Raw genomic sequence first — 17,684 nt, 5'->3', positions numbered from 1 at the left:
GGGTCGGGTCGTGTCTGGTTCTGGGTGCCGGGGGAGTGCGTCGGGTCAGAAGCGGCCGCCGCCGGAGAAGCCGCCGCCGCCCCCGCCGCCGCCTCCGCCGAAGCCGCCACCGCCGCTGAAGCCCCCGCCGCCGCCGAAGCCGCCGCCCCCGAAGGAGCCGCCGCCGTAGCTGCCGCCGCGTCCGCCCAGCAGGCCGCCGAGGACGAGACCGGTGACGAGGCCGCCGAGCTGGGCGCCGCCTCCGCCACCGCCCTGGCCGCCACCCCAGCCACCGAGGTCGTCGTTGGCAGCGTCCATCGCGGCGGCCGCGTACTGCTCGGCCGCGCGGGCGGCGTTGAGCGCCTGGCCGGGGTTGCTCGGGGCGAGTTCGACGGCGTCGTCGTAGGCGCGCTGGGCCTCGGACAGCCGGGTCCGGGCGGTCGGGCCGATGCCGCCGCGGTGCAGGGAGACGTAGTCGCGGGCCTGGCTGATCCGGTTCCGGGCGTCGCGCAGGGCTGCGTCGAGCGCCTGGGTGGCGCGCTGGCGCTGTTCCTCGGCACCCCGTGCCGCGGCGATGGCCTGGTCGATCTCGGTGTTCGCCCGGGTCAGCGCGTCGACGGCCGCCACCGGGTCCTTCGGGTCGAGCCCCTGGCGGAGCACGGCCTCGGCGCGGGTGACCGCGGCGGCGAGGTCCGGCCCGCCCGAGCGCAGGCTGCGGGCGGCGGCGACGTCGCCCTGGATGTCGATGCGCATCGCCTCGGCGCGGGCGGTGGCCTCGTCGAAGGACTGCTCGGCGGCGAGTGCGCCGTCGGTGAGCTGCTGCACCTGGGCGAGCGCGTGCTGGGCGTCGCGCACGGCCACGACCGCCTCGCCCTTGTCGCCGGCGGCGATGGAGGCGGTGGCGGCGTTCGAGCGTTCGGTGGCGAAGGCGAGCACCTGGTGGGCCTGGTCGACGTTGTTCGCCACGGTGGCGAGGGTGCGGCCGGTGTAGCGGGCGCGGACGCGGTCGAGTGCCGCGGCGGCGGCCCCGACCGATGCCGGCGCGGCGGCCACGGCCTGGGCGAGCGATGCGGCCGCGTCCTCGATGCCGTCCTCGAGCGACCGGAGCTGGTCGAACGCCTCGGTCTGCTCCTCGATCGCGGCGTGCGCCCGTTCGCAGATCACGATGATCTGGTTCGCCCACTCGGCGCGCTGCTGGGGGGTGTCGGGGATCTCGTCGTCGAGCTGCTGCCGGATCGTGAAGGCCTTGCGGACCTCGCGCTGGGCGGCCTGCACGGCGTCGGCGAAGGGCTTGGCGGCGTCCGGGCCGAACTGCGCGCTCGCGAACCCGACCTCTTGCTCGGCGGTGCGGAGTTCGTCGTCGATGGTGACGAGGGCGCCGCCGGCGGTGCGTTCGAGGTCGGCGAGCGAGGCTTCCTGCGCCTCGGTCGCTGCGGCGGTGCGGCGCTTGTTCCGGGTCCGGATGACCAGGACCACGACGACGAGCCCGACGACCACGACGAGCAGCAGGATCCACAGCCAGGTGAGGTCCACCGGGGCCTGCGACTGGGTCAGCCCGTCGGCGAAGGCCACGGCGGCGCCGGACCAGTCGCCCTGCTTGAGCTCGGGGAGCAGCGAGTCGTTGACGGCGTTCTCCACGTCGGACGAGGAGATCGCGGTCTCGTTCGTCTGCTGCACGTCGTAGTTCCGCTCGTCGACCGCGACCGAGAGCAGGATGCCGTCGGTGTCGATCTGGTTCTGCTCGAGCACGGCCCGGCCCCACTCGGTGTGGTCGGTGGGGTCGGTGAAGGACGGCACGAACACGACGAACAGCTGCGTCTGGGTCTCGGCGTACAGGTCCTGCACGGCCTGCTCGACCTTCGACTGCTGGGATGCGGTCAGCGCGTCGGCCTCGTCGAGGACGTACGCGCCGCCCAGATCGACGGGCGCCGTGGCGTGGGCGGTCGCTGCCGGAGCCAGGACGATCAGCATCGCGACGAGGGCGGCCGTCACACGGCTCCACAGCCGCGTTGTCCCCCTGTGCCCGCTCGATCCGTCCGTGCCCGATCCGTGCTGGACCGCTCGCATCCGTCCTCCGTCCGTCGCCGGCCGGTACCCCGTGGCACCGCACCGGACCGCGCCACGAGTGCGCTGTCGCCCGGAGTCTATCCAGGCCACGCAGGGGCACCGCCAGACTCTGGGGGAACGCTCCGGACCGTGCTTCCTGTGGACGTCTTGTCCCCCGTACCGGGGTATGCTGGCGCCACTGTTCGAGGATGAACGGAAGGGGAAGAACGATGGAACGCACCACGAGCACCGAGGTCGTCCCGCTCGAGGACGGCTACCACCGGGTGTCGACTCCGGCGACGGGTGTGATCGGTTTCGTGCGCGAGCACGATGGCCGTTACGAGGTCCTGCGCGGACGAGTTCGCCAGGCGACCCGCTCCGAGGGGCAGTACAGCACCATGAACGTCGCGCTCATCGCGCTGACGCACGCCTGATCCGCTCTGGGCGCGACCACACGACCGACGGGCGCTGCCCCGGTCGGTGGGTCGCGCCTCCAGACCGTCACGGTGACGCTCCGGACGCCGGCTGCTGACCGCGCGGACGACCGGGAGGCCCTGGTCGCCGCCGTCGCGTCGGCGACCGGCGCCGAGCCGGTCGCGGTGCGCGCGGGGCGCGTCTGCCCGCACTGCGCGGGGACCGACCACGGTCGTCCGTGGGCGACCGTCGCGGGCACCACGGTCGGCGTGAGCCTGTCGCGCGCACCGGGCGTCGTCGCCCTCGCGGTCGGACCGTCGGCACTCGGTGTCGACGTCGAACGGGTGTCGCGGGTCGCCGCCGCGCCGCTCGATGCGTTCACTCCGGTCGAACTCCGTCGAGCCGACGGGGATCCGGCGTTCCTCGCCGCAGCGTGGGCGGCGAAGGAAGCCGTGCTGAAACGCGACGGACGCGGGCTGCGCGTCGACCCGCTCGCGGTGGAGGTCGACGTGGCCGCCGGTACCGCCCGGTTCGAGGGTGCCGAACAACCGCTCACCGTGCTGTACCCCGCACTGGACGTCGTGCTCGTCGTCGCCGCGGGTGGCCTGCCCGTCGAGGTCGTCGAGGCGGTCAGCGGGGGAGCGTGAGCACCTCGGCGCCGTCCTCGGTGATCGCGATGGTGTGCTCGGTGTGGGCGGTCCGCGCTCCGGTGGCACTCCGCAGGGTCCACCCGTCGGCGTCGGTGACCAGGACGTCGGTGTCCGCCATCACCCACGGTTCGAGCGCGAGCAGGAGCCCGGGCCGGAGCGTGTAGCCGCGGCCGGGCCGCCCGGTGTTCGACACGTGCGGGTCCTGGTGCATGGTCGAGCCGATGCCGTGCCCGCCGAACTCGACGTTCACCGGGTAGCCCGCGGCTTCGAGCACGGTGCCGATCGCGTGGGACAGGTCACCGATGCGGGCGCCCGGTCCGGCCGCGGCGATGCCCGCGGCCAGCGCGCGTTCTGTGGCGTCGATGAGTGCGAGGTCCTCGGGGCGTGCGGTACCGACGACGAAGCTGATCGCGGCGTCGGCGGCGATGCCGTCCAGGGACACCGCGAGGTCGAGGGTCAGCAGGTCGCCGTCCTGCAGCACCCGGTCGTGCGGCAGCCCGTGCAGGACGGCGTCGTTCACGGCCGTGCAGATGTGGTGGCCGAACGGGCCGCGGCCGAACGAGGGTGCGTAGTCGACGTAGCAGGAGTCGGCACCGGCGGCCTCGATCATCTGCTTCGCCCACCGGTCGATCTCGAGCAGGTTCGTGCCGACGCGGGTGCGTTCGCGCAGGGTCTGCAGGATCGTGCCGACGAGGGCTCCGGTGGCGCGGCCCTTGTCGACCTCGGCGGGGGTGAGGATCTCGATCACGCCGATGATCATACCGGTATTACTATGTGGTCATGGTCCGTCTCCCACTCCGCCCCGACGAGGTCGCGCGCGGTCGTCGCCTCGGTGCGCTGCTCCGTCGTGCCCGTGGTCCGCGATCGATCGTGGACACCGCCCTGGCCGCGGGGATCTCGCCGGAGACGCTCCGGAAGATCGAGACCGGCCGCATCGCGACGCCGGCGTTCTCGACCATCGCGTCGGTCGCGGGCGTGGTCGGGCTGTCGCTCGACGCGGTGTGGTCCGAGGTCAGCTGCGACCCGGCCGACGGCGAGCTGGCGGGCTAGCCGGCGCGGCGGCAGAGCCTGCTGTCCGGCGCGGCGGCGGAGCCTGCTGATCGACGCGCCGGCGGCGCCTGCTAGCCAGCGGGCAGCGCCGGCACCGACGCCTCGTCGATCCAGGGCCCGGTCACCGCACCGACGTCCGCGACCGAGCGGCCGGCGGCGTCCGCGAACGCACGGAGCACGTCGGGCACGGTGACGGATCCGTGCCGGTGCTGCTCGGTGATGCTCCGCAGCCCGGCGAAGAAGGCGTCGTCGCCGAACGTGCGGCGGACGGCGTGCAGGGCGAGGGCGCCGCGCTTGTAGACGCGGTCGTCGAACATGTCCTTCGCGCCGGGGTCACCGACGACCAGGTCCTCCGGCTGCTCGAGCAGTCCCTGCCGGTATCGCTCAGCGAGTTGGTCGGCGGTGTCGTCGCCGCGGTCCTCGGACCACAGCCACTCGGCGTAGCAGGCGAACCCCTCGTGCAGCCAGATGTCCTGCCACCGGGTGACCGTGACGGAGTTGCCGAACCACTGGTGGGCGAGCTCATGGGCGATGAGGCGGTCGGTGCCGTGCTCGCCGTCGACGTGGTTCCGGCCGAACACCGCCAGGCCGTGGGCCTCGAGCGGGATCTCGAGGTCGTCGTCGGTCACCACGACGCCGTACGCCGCGAACGGGTACGGGCCGAACCGGTCACCGAACAGCGCGAGCATCTCCGGCACCTGGCCGAAGTCGGTCTTCGCGGCGGCGGCGAGGTCGGCGGGGTGGTGCAGCGTGACGGGGACCCCGCTCGTGCGCAGCTTCGTGGTGCGGTACCGGCCGATCTGCACGGTCGCCAGGTAGGTCGCCATCGGCTCGGTGGTGGCGTAGGTCCAGCGTGTGCCGACGCGGTCGCGCTCCTTGGCGAGCAGCTCCCCGTTCGCCAGGACGTCGTACGCCGCCTCGGCCGCGATCTCGATCCGGTACGTGGCCTTGTCGTCGGGGCGGTCGTTGCACGGGAACCACGACGGCGCTCCCGTGGGCTGCGCGGCGACGATGACACCGTCGGACAGTTCCTCCCAGCCGAGCTGCCCCCACGCACTCCGGACGGGGTGCGGGGTACCGCGGTACCGCAGGTGCACGCTGAACACGGTGTCGGCGGCGATGGGGTCGGCCGGGGTGACCGTCACCTTGTGCGTCGCGGTCGAGACCTTCTTCGCCCGGCGTCCGTCGACGTCGACCCGGTCGACCGTGAGCCCGTGCAGGTCGATCACGACCTTCTCGAGCGGCTCCAGGGCGCGCGCGGTGATCGTGGCGGTGCCGTCCAGGCGGTTCGTGGCGACGCGGTAGTCGAGACGGAGCTCGTAGTGCTCGGCACTCCACCGTCGGTCGCCGCTGTGCGGGGTGTACGGGTCTGCGGCGGGATCGGAGGGCACGGGGACAGTCAACCTCATGGCGCCGGTGGGGCGGTCACCGACGGTGCTGCCGATGTCCACGGAGCGATCGGGTTGCCGGACCAGCGGGAGCCCGTCGGCACCTGCTCACCGCGCATCACGAGCGAGGACGGCCCGACGGTCGCCCCGGCACCGATGCCGGCCGCCGGCAGGACCACGCTGTGCGGCCCGAGGGTCGCACCCGCGTCGATCCGGACGGTGTCGAGCTGCATCACGCGGTCGTGGAACAGGTGCGTCTGCACGACCGTGCCCCGCGCCACCGACGCCCCGGAGCCGATGGTGACCAGGTCGGCCTCGGGCAGCCAGTACGTCTCGAGCCAGGTGCCGCGGCCGATCGTCGCACCGAGGCTCCGGAGCCAGACGGCCAGCGCGGGGGTGCCGGTGGCCTGCTCGGCGAACCAGGGGCGCGCGACGGTCTCGACGAACGTGTCCTGCACCTCGTTGCGCCACACGAACGACGACCACAGCGGGTGCTCCCGGGCCGTGATCCGGCCGACGAACGCCCACTTCGCGATCGTCGACACCACGGCGGCGACGGCACCGGCGGCGATGAGCACCGGTCCGGCGAGCAGCACCGTCCACCCGATCCCGACGGCCGACCAGAGCGCCAGCAGTGCTCCGGCCACGCCGAGCGCGATGGCGGCGGAGACCATCGGGGCGACCAGGCGCAGCAGCTCCCAGCAGCCGCGGGCGACCTTGAGCCGCCGGGACGGACGGAACGTGCGCGCCTCGTCGAACTCCGTCGCCGCGCGCCGCAGCCGCACCGGGGGCGACCCGAGCCACGACGACCCGCGCTTGGCCTTCTTCGGCACAGCGGACAGCACCGCCACCAGGGCCTCGCGCGGCACCGAGCGTCCGGCACCCGTCATCCCGCTGTTGCCGAGGAACGCGCGACGGCCGACCTTCGAGCGACCGATCCGCACCCGACCGCCGCCGAGCTCGTACGTCGCCACCATCGTGTCGTCGGCCAGGAACGCCCCCGACGCGATCTGCGTCAGCGCCGGGATGAGCAGCACCGTCGAGATCTCGGTGTCCCGACCGACCCGGGCGCCGAGCAGCCGCAGCCACACCGGCGTCACGAGCGAGGCGTACAGCGGGAACAGCAGGGTGCGCGCCGCGTCGAGCACCCGCTCGGTCGACCACACCTGCCAGCCGATCCTGGAGCGCACCGGGTGCCGGCCCTCGTGCAGGCCGATGCCGAGCAGCCGCACCGCGACCACCACCAGCAGCGCGTACACCGCACCGGCGACGACCGTCGCCAGGGGGACCGTCAGCAGCGCACGGAGCACCGCGTCGCCCAGGGTCGACGCCCGCCCGACCAGGGCGAGGGCGACCAGCAGTCCGACCGCGACACCGACCACCGGCAACCCGGCCACGGCCAGGGACCCGGCCCCGTACGCGAGCAGCCAGCGTCGTCGGGTCGCGGGGCGGGCCTCCCGGTCGTCACGAGCCGACCCGGTGCGCTCCGCAGGTGCCCCTGCCCAGCGTTCGCCCGCGGGCACCGGGCCGCCGACGGCGGAACCCGCCGTGATCTCGGCACCCGCACCGACGTGCGCCCCCGGCAGCAGCGTCGTCCGGCTGCGCACCACGGCGTCCTCGTCGACGCGGACGTGCCCCAGGTGGAACACGTCGCCGTCGAGCCAGTGCCCGGCCAGGTCGACCTCGGGCTCGATCGAGGCACGCTTGCCGATCGTGAGCATCCCGGTCACCGGCGGCAGCGTGTGCAGGTCGACGTCCCTGCCGATCCGCGCACCGAGCGCCCGGGCGTAGTAGCTGATCCACGGGGCCCCCGCCGTCGAGGGGCCGTCGACCGCCTCGGCGATGCGCTCGGCCAGCCAGACCCGCAGGTGCACCGAACCGCCACGGGGGTACGACCCCGGCCGGACCCCGGCGAGCAGCAGCCGCGCCAGCACCACCGTCAGCGCCATCTTGCCGATCGGCGTCACGAACACCAGGAGCGCCAGCACCAGCACCGGCCAGGGCAGCACCGGCAGGAACGGCAGCGTCGTCGCGTGCAGCACCGCGGCCACCAGGGCCGTCCACGTCAGCACCCGCAACCCCCGGAGCACCTGCACCGGCAGCCCGAGCAGCGTCATCAGCAACCCCGTCGTCGGAGGCACCGGCGTGACGTCACGCGACGACGCCTCGACCGGGCCGGACTCGTCCAGCGCCGCCGCCAACGCCCCGATCCGCGGGTGGTCGTACACGTCCGCCACCGTCGTCGTCGGGAACCGCTCCCGGATGGCCGACACCAGCTGCGCCGCCGTCAACGACCCACCGCCGTGGGCGAAGAAGTCGTCGTCGACGCTCGCCACCGGCACCCCGAGGATCGCCGACCACCGCTCGGCGATCCACGCCACCGTGTCCGGCAGCATCGCTGCGTCCGAGGCACCGGGCAACGGCCACGGCAGCGCCGCGCGGTCGACCTTGCCCGACGTCCGCGTCGGCAGCGACTCCACCACGGCCACCAACGGCACCAGCGCCGCCGGCAGCTCCTGCCGCAACCGGGCGTTCGCCGCGGCCACGTCCACCGTCGCCCCCGCTACCGGGGCCACGTACCCGACCAGCACCTGGTTGCCCGCCGGGGTCCGCTGCACCACCGCGGCCCCACCCGCCACGTCGTCCAGGGCCTGCAGCGCCGCATCGATCTCCCCGAGCTCGATCCGCCGGCCGCCGAGCTTCACCTGGTCGTCCGCACGCCCCTGGAACACCAGCCCCTCGGGCTCGTACCGCACCAGGTCCCCGCTCCGGTACGCCCGCTCCCACCCGAGCTCCGGGAACGGCGCGTACTTCTCCGCGTCCTTCGTCGGGTCCAGGTACCGCCCCAGCCCGACCCCGCCGATCACGAGCTCACCGACACCGCCCGGCTCCACCCGCTGCCCGGCACCGTCCACCACCGCCAGGTCCCACCCGTCCAGCGGCAACCCGATCCGGATGGGCTGGCTCCCGTCGAGCAGGGACCCGCACGCCACCACCGTCGCCTCGGTCGGCCCGTAGGTGTTCCACACCTCACGGTCACGACTCGCGATGCGCGCCGCCAGCTCCGGCGGGCACGCCTCACCACCGAAGATCACCAGCCGCACCTGCTCCAGCGCATCGTCGGGCCACAACGCCGCCAGCGTCGGCACCGTCGACACCACCGTGATCGTGTGCGCGATGAGCCACGGCCCCAGGTCCACCCCCGTCCGCACCAACGACCGGGGCGCCGGCACCAGCGCGGCACCGTGCCCCCACGCCAACCACATCTCCTCGCACGACGCGTCGAACGCCACGCTCAGCCCCGCCAGCACCCGGTCACCCGGACCGATCGGCGCCGCCTGCAGGAACATCCGCGCCTCGGCGTCCACGAACGCCGCAGCACTGCGGTGGGTGACCGCCACACCCTTCGGCACCCCGGTCGACCCGGACGTGAAGATGATCCACGCGTCGTCGGTCTCACGGGGGAGTTCGGCGCTCGCCGTAGGGTCCGTCACCGGCAGCTCCGTGCCGTCGCGGTCGCGCAGGACACCGCCCGCGCCGATCACCCCGACGACACCGGCCTCGCCGAACACCAGGGTGGCGCGCTCCTCGGGGTCGTCCGCGTCGACCGGCACGTAGGCCGCCCCGGCGGCGAGCACGGCGAGGATCGACAGGTACAGGTCACGCCCGCCGGAGGGGATCCGCACCCCGACCCGGTCGCCCCGTCGGACACCGCGGCGGGCCAGGTCGTCGGCCTGCGCGCGCACGAGGTCGAGCAGGGCGGTGTAGTCGACGCTGCCGGCGGGGTCCTCGAGCGCCGTCGCGTCCGGGTGGGTCGCCGCGGTCGCCGCCAGGACGTCGAACAGGGTCCGTGGGGCGGGTGCGTCGCCGCCGCGGGCGAGTTCGAGCTGCGCGTTCCCGGTGCCGATGGTCATCGAGGCCTCTTCCCGGTCGCGTGCGGGACGACCGGCCCGTGATCCTAGAGGGTCGAGGTGTCCTGCCCGGGAACGGACGGTGCCGCACCGGTCGGCTCGACTGCCGCAGCGCTCGCCTCGAGCGCCGCGCGTGCCGCGTCGAGCGCCGTGGCGATCCCGATCGAGTCGTCCAGCGAGTGCACCGGGGACTCCGTGCGACCCTCCGCCACGTACTGCGCGAGCGCCGCCGCCTGCCACACGAGTCCCTGACGGCCCCGCAGCTCCGTCGGCTCCGCCCAGTGGTCCTCCCCACCCCGGTGGTGCACCGCGAACGACGCGGGGAACACGAAGTGGTCGGTGTACCGGACCGTGGCCCGGCTCCCGGCGATCACCGCCAGCCCCGGCGTCCACGCCGTCATCGACGTGGTCACCACCGCCTGCGCGCCACCCTCTGCCGTCGACACGGTGACGGACTGGAGGTCCACCCCGCGGTCCGAGACCGCCCCCGTCGTGCTGCTGGTCACCGGGGCGCCGGTGGCGAACCGTGCGAACCAGTGCCCGTAGACGCCGGCGTCGAGGAGGGCACCCCCACCTGCGGCGGGGTTGAACATCCGGTCCGCCGGGTCCGGGTCGTGCGGCCACCCGACGTCGACCGTCGCGAGGCGGACGTCGCCGAGGACCCCGTCCGCGAGCAGACGGGCGATGACCGTGGTGCCCGGCAGGTACCGGGTCCACATCGCCTCCATCGCGAGGACGCCCGCGGCCCGGGCGGCGTCGGCGAGGGTGCGCGTGTCCGCCGCCGAGGTCGTCATCGGCTTCTCGACGAGCACGTGCTTGCCGGCGGCGATAGCGAGCAGTGCATGCCCGAGGTGCTGCGGGTGCGGCGAGGCGACGTAGACCACGTCGACGGACGGGTCCGCCACGAGGGCCTCGTACGACCCGTGCACACCGGACACGCCGTGGCGGGTGGCGAAGGCCGCGGCACGCTCGGGGGAGCGGGACCCCACGGCGACCACGCGCTGGTCGGAGTTCGCGTGCAGCGTCGCGGTGAAGTCGTTCGCGATCTCCCCGGGGCCGATCACACCCCACCGGAGCACGGGGCCGCCCCGCAGTGCGTGGACTCCGGGCACCGGGAACGTCATCGTCATGCCGGAACGCTACCGGGATGCTCCGGACCCGGTTGTGCCGCTCCTCGCCCCGGAACCGAACCGCATCGAGTCATCCGACCCAATCGCCCCGTGACACGGTCGATGAGAATCGGATTCCACGAACCGCCGCCGGTCGCGGCGTCGGGAACCCGAGGAAGGTCGTCACCGATGCCCGCCCAGCCACCTCCCCACATCGACCGCGACGTGCGGTACTCGGACCAGCACGACGCCCTGGTCCTCGACGTCCACCGTCCGGCCCCCGGATCGCCCCCGAGCACCGGCGCCGTCGTGCTCGTGCACGGTGGCGGCTGGTTCCGCGGGGACAAGTCCAAGGAGGACGGCCTGTCCGCCCGACTCGTCGACGCCGGGTACACGGTCTTCGTCCCGAACTACCGCCTGGCACCGACGGACGTGTTCCCCGCGAGCAGGGACGACGTGCTCACCGCCTACGAGTGGGCGCTGCAGTCCGACGTCCCCTTCGACCGGAGCAAGGTCGCCTTCTTCGGCGGGTCAGCCGGGGGGAACCTCGCCGTCGAGGGTGGCATCGCGACCGGCCGTCCCTCCGTGAGCTGGTCCGGGATCTTCGGCCTCGCCGAGATCATCCGGGCGACGGACGGCACGGTCTCCGCGGCGCCGACGACGCAGGACCTCGACGCGATGCGGAGCGCCGACATCGACCAGACCGGGCGGGACGACCCGTTCCTCCGCTGGGTGATCCTGCAGGAGGTCGGCGGCGACCGGTCGGCGCTCGCCGCGGCGTCCACGATCGAGCACGTGACGGCGTCGACGGGCCCCGTCTACCTCGCCAACTCGCTGGACGAGTGGGTCCCGCGGTCGGACCCGATCGCGCTGCAGGCGGCGCTCGCCGCGGTCGGCGTCCCGAACACGCTGCAGCTGATCCCCGGTCTCCGGCACGCCGAGGGCTACACCGACCACGCGCTGCCCGGATCGCTCGCGTTCCTCGCGCAGACGCTCGGGGTCGAGCACCGCTGAGCGGCGCGCGACGAAGGAGGACCCCCGTGCCCGACGACTCCACAGCTCCGCTCCCGATCGGCCCGGTCGGCAACGTCTTCCTGTTCGTCGACGACCTCGAGGCCGCGGTCGCCTGGTACGCGGCCAGGCTCCGCCGCGAACCGGTCGTGCGTGGTGGCGCGCTCGTCGCGTTCGACATCGAGGGCGTCCGTCTCACGCTGCACCGGACCGACGAACTCAACACGCCAGGGCCGTCCGGCACGGTCCCGTACTGGACGGTGGCCGACGTGGATGCCGTCGTCGAGGACTGGGTCGCCAACGGCGCCGTTGCGCACCGGGGCCCGAAGACGGTGTTCACGGGAGAGCGGCTCTGCCAGCTGCTCGATCCCTTCGGGAACCTCTTCGGCGTACTTTCCAGTGCCCCCAGGAGGATTCGAACCTCCGCCCCTGCCTCCGGAGGGCAGTGCTCTATCCCCTGAGCTATGGGGGCCAAGGGGTGTCAACAACCGTAGCAGGTCCGGCGGGTGGTCCTGGACAGCGCGTGTCGCGCTGTGGACGTGCCGTCGGACGGCCGGGAGGCCCGGTGCGGGCCCGCCACGGGCCTCCCGTCCGCACGATGCGTTCGTCGCGTTCCCGTGCGAGGTTCCGTGTCCCGTGCAGCGCTGCAAGCGCGCACCACGCACGGAACCTCGCACCGGATGGCGGACCCGGCACCGTGCGTGGCCGCCGTCGACCTGGAGGCGCGGTGCGGGCCCGCCCCAGGCCTCCCGTCCGCACCGTGCGTCCGTCGCGATCCCGTGCGACGTCCCGTGTTCCGTGCGGCGCAGCAGGCGCGCACCACGCACGGAACCTCGCACCAGATGGCGGACCCGGCACCGTGCGTGGTCGCCGCCGGCCGGGAGGCGCGGTGCGGGCCCGCCACGGGCCTCACGTCCGCACGGTGTGTCCGTCGCGATCCCGTGCGAGGTTCCGCGTTCCGTGCAGCGCTGCAAGCGCGCACCACGTGCGCAACCTCGCACCAGACGGCGGACCCGGCACCGTGCGTGGCCGCCGCCGGCCGGGAGGCGCGGTGCGGGCCCGCCACGACCCTCCCGTCCGCACCGTGCGTCCGTTGCGATCCGGTGCGAGGTTCCGCGTTCCGTGCAGCGCTGCGAGCAGCGCACCACGTGCGCAACCTCGCACCAGACGGCGGACCCGGCACCGTGCGTGGCCGCCGCCGGCCGGGAGGCGCGGTGCGGGCCCGCCACGGCCCTCCCGTCCGCACCGTGCGTCCGTTGCGATCCGGTGCGAGGTTCCGCGTTCCGTGCAGCGCTGCGAGCAGCGCACCACGTGCGCAACCTCGCACCAGACGGCGGCGGCCTCGCACGGTGCGCGGGGCCGCGCCCGTCAGCCCGCGGGCGTCGCCGTCGCCGACGCAGACGGCTGCAGCGCGGCCCGCACCGCGTCCACGACGGGCTGCGCCCCACCCGGCTCGGTGAACAGCGTCGACTGCGCGGTGATCCAGTACGGGTCGGCGAAGGCGTCGGCGCGGCCGACGTCGCCGCTCAGGGCGAAGTAGCCCTCCACGCGGTAGGTGGGGACGGACCCGCCCCGTTCGTACAGGGCGTCCTTCAGGTTGGTGAGCGACTTCTCAGGCAGGTCGGCGACCGCGAGCGTGATCGCCGTGGCGTCCGCGTCGGTGCTGACGAAACGGCACACGCGACCCTGCTGCTTCGCGATGGTCGCGGCGGGGGAGCCCTTCGCCGGGGTGAAGGAGTCGTCGAGCTCGAAGGTCTGCCCGTACACCGACAGTGCGCTGGTCGGCAGGAGCTCCGCGCAGGTCTGCGACACCGGCTTGCCCGCCGGGGTCGCGCTGGCCGACGGGGTGTTGTCCCCGCCGCCCGAGCACCCGGCGAGCACGACGGCTGCTGCGGTGGTGAGGGTGGCGACGGTGAGCGCCCGGGCACGGCTGCGGGGGGTCATCCCGACATGATGCTGCATCGACCGGTGCGGACCTGGGCGTCCCGGTAGGATCGATCCTCGTGACTCCTGCCGAACTCTCCGCCGCGTACCTGTCGATCCTGACCGGGATCGTCGAGCGCCGAGGCGCGTCCGAGACCGTGACGATCGAGGAGTCCCACGTGGTGCTCGAGCGTCCGAAGAACCGCGCCCACGGCGACTGGGCCTCGAACGCCGCCATGCAGCTCGCGAAGCGGCTCGGCACGAACCCGCGCGAGCTCGCGACCGAGATCGCCGGCGAGCTGACCGAGCTCGACGGCGTGGACTCGGTCGACGTCGCCGGCCCCGGCTTCATCAACATCACGCTCGAGGCCGCCGCCGCGGGTGAGATCGCGCGCACCATCGTGGACGGCGGCGAGTCCTTCGGCACCGGCGACCTGTACGACGGCGTCCGGATCAACCTGGAGTTCGTCTCCGCCAACCCCACCGGCCCGATCCACATGGGCGGCGTCCGCTGGGCCGCGGTCGGCGACAGCCTGGCCCGCGTGTTCCAGGCGCAGGGCGGGCTCGTCACCCGCGAGTACTACTTCAACGACCACGGCGCGCAGATCGACCGGTTCGCCCGCTCCCTCGTCGCCAGCGCGCTCGGTGAGCCCACGCCCGAGGACGGCTACGGCGGCGCCTACATCGCCGAGATCGCGGCACGGGTCATCGCGACCCTCGAGCCGGGCATCGATGTCCGCGACCTGCCGCGCGACGAGGCGCAGGAGCTCTTCCGTCGCGAGGGCGTCGACTTCATGTTCGCCGACATCAAGTCGTCACTGCACGACTTCGGCGTCGACTTCGACGTCTACTTCCACGAGAACGCCCTGCACGAGTCGAAGGCCGTCGAGCGTGCCATCGCCCGACTGCGGTCGGCCGGCGTGATGTACGAGGCCGAGGGCGCCGAGTGGCTCCGCACGACCGACTTCGGCGACGACCGCGACCGCGTCGTCATCAAGTCGGACGGCGAGCCCGCGTACATCGCCGGCGACCTGGCGTACTACCTCGACAAGCGCGAGCGCGGGTTCGAGCGGAACCTGATCATGCTCGGCGCCGACCACCACGGCTACGTCGGCCGGATGATGGCGATGTGCGCCGCGTTCGGGGACGAGCCGGGCAAGAACCTCGAGATCCTGATCGGGCAGATGGTCAACCTGCTCAAGCACGGCGAACCGATGCGCATGTCGAAGCGCAACGGCACCATCGTCACGATGGAGGACCTCGTCGACGCCGTCGGTGTCGACGCCGGCCGGTACGCCCTGGTCCGGTTCGCCAGCGACACCGCGATCGACATCGACCTCGACCTGCTCACGAAGCGCACGAACGACAACCCCGTCTTCTACGTGCAGTACGCCCACGCCCGCACGCAGTCGGTGGCCCGGAACGCCGCGGCGGCCGGGGTCGACCGGTCGGTGTTCGACGCCTCGCTGCTGACCCACGAGTCGGAGAGCGCGCTCCTCGGAGCCCTCGCCGAGTACCCGCGGGTGGTCCGGCACGCCGCCGAACTGCGCGAGCCGCACCGCATCGCGCGGTACATCGAGCAGCTCGCCGGCCTCTACCACCGCTGGTACGACTCCTGCCGTGTCACGCCCCTCGGCGACGAACCCGTGACCGACCTGCACCGCACGCGCCTGTGGCTGAACGACGCCACCGGCCAGGTCGTCCGCAACGGCCTCGGCCTGCTCGGCGTGTCGGCGCCGTCCCGCATGTAGCGGTCGCCCCGTCGCCCCGGAACCAGGTTCCGGACACAGCACCGCGGAGATCCGCGGTGCTGTGTCCGTTCCACGGTGTCACAGCAAGCCGCTGCGCCGGACGCGCACCGGGCCTCCAGGCAGGCTGCCGGGACGGGCTGGCAGGGTAGGACGCATGCCCGCAGCCACCGAACGCCCCACCACGCGCCGCCGCTGGCCCGTCGTCCTGCTCGTGGTCGTCGTCGTGCTCGCCGCCCTCGTCGTGATCGCCGAGTTCGTGCTGCGCGGCGTCGTCGACCGGATCATCGCCCAGCAGGTCGAGCAGTCGCTGCCCGACGGCACGACCGGCGAGGTCGACGCCCACGCCGAGGGCATCGTCATCCCGCAGCTCATCAGCGGCACGCTCGACCGCGTCGAGATCTCCTCGGCGAAGCTCACGGTCGACGGCATCCCGCTCGCCGCCGACGTCACCGCGCAGGACGTCCCGGTGGACGGCGAGGGCGACGTGCGCGACGTCGACGGCACGGTCACCCTGGCGTCGTCGAGCGTCAAGGACCTGGCGAAGTACAGCCCGCTGTTCGACCGGCTGAACCTGGTCGACGGCGGCGTCGAACTGACGGGGTCGTCGTCGGTGCTCGGCTACGACATCACCTACGCGGCCAAGGGTGCCGTCGTCGCGCAGGACGACGGCCGCGGCATCTCGATCACCCCGGAGAGCGTCAGGATCACGAACTCCGACCTCGGCCTGAAGGTCGACTCGATCCCGGGCGTCACCGGTGTCCCGGTGCAGGTCTGCACCGCGCAGTTCCTACCCGAGGCGCTGCGCGTGCGCTCGCTCGACGTGTCGAAGTCGGACGCGACGGTCCGCATCACCGCGGATGCGCTGCCGCTCAACGAGGACGGCCTGCGGACGGTCGGCAGCTGCGGCTGAGCGGACGGGTGCGTAACGCGGCCTGGAGGAACGGCTCGCGTCGGTAGGATCGGGTCCCGTGAGCGAGAACCCCCTTGCACCGCCGCGGCTGCGGTTCCCGACGGACGCCTCCGAACTGGTGGACCGCATCTGGCCCGCGTCCGCGACGCGGACCGACGACGGCACCCTGGCGATCGGCGGCATCAGCGCGACGGACCTGGTCGCGCAGTTCGGCACGCCCCTGTACGTCGTCGACGAGCGTGACGTCCAGTCCCGCGCCGTCCGCGTGCGGAACGCGTTCGCCGAGGCGTTCGAGCGCATCGGCAGCCACGCGCACGTCTACTACGCCGGCAAGGCCTTCCTGACGACGCAGGTCGTCGCGTGGATGGCCGAGGCCGACCTGCGCGTGGACGTCTGCACCGCCGGTGAGCTCGCGGTCGCCCTGGCCGGCGGCATCGACCCCGGCCGGCTCGGCTTCCACGGCAACGACAAGTCCGACGCCGAGATCGCCCGCGCGGTCGAGGTCGGCATCGGCACGATCGTGCTCGACAGCCACGAAGAGGTGCAGCGCGTCGCCCGTGCCGCCGCCGACGCCGGGGTCGTGCAGCGCGTGCGCATCCGGATCAACACCGGTGTGCACGCGTCCACCCACGAGTACCTGGCGACCGCCCGCGAGGACCAGAAGTTCGGCATCCCGCTGTCCGAGGCCGTCGAGGCCGCAGCAGCCGCCCGCGCCGAGCCCTCGCTCGCCTTCGTCGGGCTGCACTCGCACATCGGCTCGCAGATCTTCGACGACGCCGGCTTCCGCGAGGCCGCACGTCGACTCATGGACGTGCACGCGACGCTCGTGGCCTCCGGGCCGGTGCCCGAGCTGAACCTCGGCGGCGGCTGGGGCATCGACTACACCGAGGCCGATTCGGCCTTCGCCCCCGAGGACGTCGCCGAGGCACTGGCCACGATCATCGGCGAGGCCTGCGCCGAGCGCGGCATCCCGGTGCCGGACATCGCCGTCGAGCCGGGCCGCTACATCATCGGCCCGCCCGGGGTGACGCTCTACCGCGTCGGCACGATCAAGCCCGTCACGCTCGAGACCGAGGACGGCGGCAGCGCGACCCGCACGTACGTCTCGGTCGACGGCGGGATGAGCGACAACATCCGTCCCGCCCTGTACGGCGCCGACTACACGGCCCGGCTCGCCCGCACCTCGGACGCCCCCGCGGTGCTGAGCCGCGTCGTCGGCAAGCACTGCGAGAGCGGCGACGTCGTGGTGAACGACGAGTACCTGCCCGGCGACGTGCAGCGCGGTGACCTGCTGGCCGTCGCGGCCACCGGTGCCTACTGCTGGGCGCTGTCGAGCAACTACAACCACGTGGGCCGCCCGCCGGTCGTCGCCGTCGCGGACGGCACAGCCCGTATCCTCGTGCGGGGCGAGACGATCGACGACCTCCTCGCCCGTGACACCGGGGTCGCCGCCGTGCCCGCCGAGGGCACCGGCCGCTGACCCCCGACCCGACCGGGTCCGCCCACCCCGCAGGGCGCACCCCCACCGACAGGAACCGCTAC

General features: G+C 73.4%; 13 protein-coding genes, 1 tRNA gene and 1 pseudogene. 8 read left to right on the top strand and 7 right to left on the bottom strand.

The window, feature by feature from the left end:
* Window positions 1-45 precede the first annotated feature (45 nt).
* Complete coding sequence (locus DEJ19_RS10810) at window positions 46-1,971, bottom strand: TPM domain-containing protein (RefSeq protein ID WP_284176447.1); 1,926 nt, start codon at window positions 1,969-1,971, stop codon at window positions 46-48.
* A 284-nt stretch (window positions 1,972-2,255) separates the two neighbouring features.
* Here DEJ19_RS10810 and DEJ19_RS10805 point away from each other — a divergent pair, with 284 nt between their 5' ends.
* Both DEJ19_RS10805 and DEJ19_RS10800 read left to right on the top strand, forming a co-directional pair.
* Window positions 2,256-2,459, top strand: a complete 204-nt coding sequence (locus tag DEJ19_RS10805; RefSeq protein ID WP_017885770.1) for a hypothetical protein — start codon at window positions 2,256-2,258, stop codon at window positions 2,457-2,459.
* A 72-nt stretch (window positions 2,460-2,531) separates the two neighbouring features.
* Window positions 2,532-3,086: a 4'-phosphopantetheinyl transferase superfamily protein gene (locus tag DEJ19_RS10800; RefSeq protein ID WP_111234099.1), complete on the top strand. Its 555-nt coding sequence runs from the start codon at window positions 2,532-2,534 to the stop codon at window positions 3,084-3,086.
* On the opposite strand, the gene map is transcribed toward DEJ19_RS10800, so the two are convergent.
* Complete coding sequence (map, locus tag DEJ19_RS10795) at window positions 3,070-3,837, bottom strand: type I methionyl aminopeptidase (protein ID WP_111094285.1); 768 nt, start codon at window positions 3,835-3,837, stop codon at window positions 3,070-3,072. The genes DEJ19_RS10800 and map overlap by 17 nt on opposite strands.
* 32 nt (window positions 3,838-3,869) lie before the next feature.
* On the opposite strand from map, the gene DEJ19_RS10790 reads away from it, so the two are divergent.
* Window positions 3,870-4,139 carry a helix-turn-helix domain-containing protein gene (locus tag DEJ19_RS10790; protein WP_027465796.1) on the top strand — a complete coding sequence of 90 codons (270 nt, stop codon included), beginning with the start codon at window positions 3,870-3,872 and terminating at the stop codon, window positions 4,137-4,139.
* Between the two features lie 71 nt (window positions 4,140-4,210).
* Here the strand turns inward: DEJ19_RS10790 and DEJ19_RS10785 are convergent, their stop codons facing one another.
* From DEJ19_RS10785 to DEJ19_RS10775, 3 genes are read right to left on the bottom strand one after another with little or no spacing between them, the layout of a single operon-like run.
* On the bottom strand, window positions 4,211-5,530 hold the full coding sequence (locus DEJ19_RS10785) for a M1 family metallopeptidase (RefSeq protein ID WP_258377475.1): 1,320 nt from the start codon (window positions 5,528-5,530) through the stop codon (window positions 4,211-4,213).
* 14 nt (window positions 5,531-5,544) lie between these two features.
* Window positions 5,545-9,441 (bottom strand): Pls/PosA family non-ribosomal peptide synthetase, encoded by a 3,897-nt coding sequence (locus DEJ19_RS10780; RefSeq protein WP_111234097.1) that lies wholly within the window; start codon window positions 9,439-9,441, stop codon window positions 5,545-5,547.
* A gap of 44 nt (window positions 9,442-9,485) precedes the next feature.
* A complete protein-coding gene (locus tag DEJ19_RS10775) occupies window positions 9,486-10,568 on the bottom strand; it encodes a Gfo/Idh/MocA family protein (RefSeq protein WP_258377474.1) in 1,083 nt (360 codons plus the stop codon).
* Window positions 10,569-10,736: 168 nt separating this feature from the next.
* Here DEJ19_RS10775 and DEJ19_RS10770 point away from each other — a divergent pair, with 168 nt between their 5' ends.
* Entirely contained in the window at window positions 10,737-11,561 is an 825-nt protein-coding gene (locus tag DEJ19_RS10770) for an alpha/beta hydrolase (protein WP_181438478.1), read from the top strand.
* 26 nt (window positions 11,562-11,587) lie between these two features.
* A pseudogene (locus DEJ19_RS22020) lies at window positions 11,588-11,932 on the top strand (VOC family protein); the annotation flags it as partial.
* A 26-nt stretch (window positions 11,933-11,958) separates the two neighbouring features.
* Here the strand turns inward: DEJ19_RS22020 and DEJ19_RS10765 are convergent.
* Together DEJ19_RS10765 and DEJ19_RS10760 are read right to left on the bottom strand one after the other, a co-directional pair.
* Window positions 11,959-12,030, bottom strand: a tRNA-Arg gene (locus tag DEJ19_RS10765).
* Between the two features lie 896 nt (window positions 12,031-12,926).
* Complete coding sequence (locus tag DEJ19_RS10760; protein ID WP_111234095.1) at window positions 12,927-13,502, bottom strand: hypothetical protein; 576 nt, start codon at window positions 13,500-13,502, stop codon at window positions 12,927-12,929.
* A 59-nt stretch (window positions 13,503-13,561) separates the two neighbouring features.
* Between DEJ19_RS10760 and argS the strand changes: the two genes are divergently transcribed.
* The 3 genes from argS (at window position 13,562) to lysA (ending at window position 17,622) form a co-directional block, all read left to right on the top strand.
* Window positions 13,562-15,232, top strand: coding sequence for an arginine--tRNA ligase (gene argS / locus DEJ19_RS10755; RefSeq protein WP_111234094.1), 1,671 nt, complete (start codon window positions 13,562-13,564; stop codon window positions 15,230-15,232).
* A 154-nt stretch (window positions 15,233-15,386) separates the two neighbouring features.
* A complete protein-coding gene (locus DEJ19_RS10750; RefSeq protein ID WP_111234093.1) occupies window positions 15,387-16,142 on the top strand; it encodes an LmeA family phospholipid-binding protein in 756 nt (251 codons plus the stop codon).
* Window positions 16,143-16,200: 58 nt separating this feature from the next.
* Window positions 16,201-17,622, top strand: a complete 1,422-nt coding sequence (gene lysA, locus DEJ19_RS10745) for a diaminopimelate decarboxylase (protein ID WP_111234092.1) — start codon at window positions 16,201-16,203, stop codon at window positions 17,620-17,622.
* Window positions 17,623-17,684: the final 62 nt, after the last annotated feature.

It is taken from the genome of Curtobacterium sp. MCSS17_016, from assembly GCF_003234255.2.
Lineage (GTDB): Bacteria > Actinomycetota > Actinomycetes > Actinomycetales > Microbacteriaceae > Curtobacterium > Curtobacterium flaccumfaciens.
Note: the sequence above shows the minus strand (reverse complement) of the source record. Positions and strands in the feature narration are given on the sequence as shown.

Excerpts from the sequence above, each read along its gene's own strand:
- DEJ19_RS10805 (WP_017885770.1), top strand. The coding sequence starts at position 2,256 with ATGGAACGCACCACGAGCACCGAGGTCGTCCCGCTCGAGGACGGCTAC.
- DEJ19_RS10790 (WP_027465796.1), top strand. The coding sequence starts at position 3,870 with ATGGTCCGTCTCCCACTCCGCCCCGACGAGGTCGCGCGCGGTCGTCGC.
- DEJ19_RS10780 (WP_111234097.1), bottom strand. The coding sequence starts at position 9,441 with ATGACCATCGGCACCGGGAACGCGCAGCTCGAACTCGCCCGCGGCGGC.
- DEJ19_RS10775 (WP_258377474.1), bottom strand. The coding sequence starts at position 10,568 with ATGACGATGACGTTCCCGGTGCCCGGAGTCCACGCACTGCGGGGCGGC.
- DEJ19_RS10770 (WP_181438478.1), top strand. The coding sequence starts at position 10,737 with ATGCCCGCCCAGCCACCTCCCCACATCGACCGCGACGTGCGGTACTCG.
- DEJ19_RS10760 (WP_111234095.1), bottom strand. The coding sequence starts at position 13,502 with ATGACCCCCCGCAGCCGTGCCCGGGCGCTCACCGTCGCCACCCTCACC.
- DEJ19_RS10750 (WP_111234093.1), top strand. The coding sequence starts at position 15,387 with ATGCCCGCAGCCACCGAACGCCCCACCACGCGCCGCCGCTGGCCCGTC.